The sequence below is a fragment of the Streptomyces sp. WAC05292 genome (assembly GCF_003949955.1).
GTDB lineage: Bacteria > Actinomycetota > Actinomycetes > Streptomycetales > Streptomycetaceae > Streptomyces > Streptomyces globosus.
This window is the reverse complement of sequence record NZ_RPSE01000683.1, coordinates 1-1,757: the sequence shown is the minus strand read 5'-3', so window position 1 is coordinate 1,757 and position 1,757 is coordinate 1. Positions and strand designations below refer to the sequence as shown.

Below are 1,757 nucleotides of genomic sequence, written 5' to 3'. Positions count from 1 at the left end.
GGGTCGGGCCGGGCGCTCAGGCGGCGGCGGGCGGCGTATCCGGCGAGGCCGACGGCCAGCAGGAGCGTTCCGCCGTTGAAGAGGGGGGTCGCCCAGAACTGGGCGCCGAGCTGGCCGATCCCGGCGAGGCCGACGGCGAGGAGGGCCACGGCGACGAGCGTGCCGAGGGCGTTGGCGCGGCCGGGCCGGATCGTGGTGGAGCCGAGCAGGGCGCCGACGAAGGCGGGCAGCAGGTAGTCGAGGCCGACGCTCGGGTTGCCGGTCTGCTGCTGGGCGGCGAGGAGGGCGCCGGCGATGCCGACGACCAGTCCGGATCCGGTGAAGGCGTGGACGGAGTGGCGGCGGACGGGGATGCCGATGGCCTCGGCGGCGCGGGGGTTGGAGCCGATGACGTACAGGTACCGGCCGAGCGGCAGCCGTTCGAGGAGCACCCACAGGGCGGCGGCCGTGGCGAGGACGTAGTAGGCCGGGACCGGCAGGCCGAGGAACCGTGCGTCGTAGAGGTTGGTGAAGGCGGGCGGGAGGCCCTGGGGGCCGGGGACGATCCGGCTGCCGTCGGTGACCATGCCCGTGAGGGCGTACATGCAGCTGCCGGTGCCGAGGGTGGCGATGAAGGAGTTGATGCGGCCGTATTCGACGACGGCGCCGTTGAGGGCGCCGACCAGCGCTCCGCCCGCGACGACGGCGAGGCAGGCGGCCTGCCAGGGCCAGCCGGCGGTGACGATGAGGTGCATGACGAGGACGTGTGCGAGGCCCAGGCCGTAGCCGATGGAGAGGTCGAACCGGCCGGCGGCGATGGTCAGCGTCGCGCCGAGCGCGAGGAGGGCGGGGATGGACTGGTTGGAGAGGATGGAGGAGACGTTGTCCCGGGTGGGGAAGGTCTCGGGCAGGGCGGCGGAGAAGAGCAGGAACAGGACGACGGTGAGGACGGGCAGGCCGTAGCTGCCGAGGAGGTGCCCGGCGCGGTGGCTGCGCGGGTGGCGGCGGGCGGGGGCGGCGGTCACCGGCCGGTCGGGCTTCCGGTGATGGCGGGCATGGCGGAGGCGGTGCGGGTGAGTTCGGCGGCGGTGAGGGAGGCGCCGGAGAGTTCGGCGGCGACCGTCCCGCGGACGAAGACCAGGGCGCGCCGGCAGAGGTCGGCGACCTCCTCGAAGTCGCTGGAGACGAGGAGCACGGCGAGGCCCGCGCCGAGGGCGTCGTCGAGAAGCCGGTGGACGGCGGCCTTGGCGCCGACGTCGACGCTCGCGGTGGGCTCCTCCAGGACCAGCAGGCGCTGCCGTCCGTGGAGCCAGCGGCCGACGACGACCTTCTGCTGGTTGCCGCCGGACAGGGTGGCGATGGGCACCTCCGCGTCGGGCGGGCGCACGGCGAACCGGCGGATCAGGGCGGCGGCTTCGGCGCGTTCGCGGCGGCCGCCGGTCCAGTGCCAGGCGGGGACGCCGTTGGCGCGCGGGTTGGCGAGGAGGTTCTCACGGACGGTCAGGTCATTGGCGCAGCCCTCCTCCTGGCGGTTGCCCGCGACGAATCCGACTCCGGCGGCGACGGCTTCGGCGACGGAGCGGGGGCGGTGGGGGCGGCCGGCGAGCAGGGCCCGGCCGCCGAGGAGCGGGAGGGCTCCGGCGAGGGCCCGGCCGAGGTGCATGTGCCCGGCGCCGGTGAGGCCGACGAGCCCGAGGACCTCACCGGCGTGCAGTTCGAGGCTGACGGGGCCGGTGCGTTCGGTGGTGACGTCCTCCAGGGCCAGGACGGTCGGAGGT

The 1,757-nt window shown here is 75.3% G+C and carries 2 protein-coding genes; both read right to left on the bottom strand.

Annotated features, from left to right (window positions below):
- Nucleotides 1-1,004, bottom strand: a 1,004-nt coding sequence (locus EF903_RS32345; protein ID WP_148142650.1) for an ABC transporter permease, incomplete at its 3' end; no start/stop codon positions are given.
- On the bottom strand, nt 1,001-1,757 hold a 757-nt coding region (locus tag EF903_RS32340), incomplete at its 5' end, for an ATP-binding cassette domain-containing protein (RefSeq protein ID WP_148142649.1). The genes EF903_RS32340 and EF903_RS32345, both read right to left, overlap by 4 nt.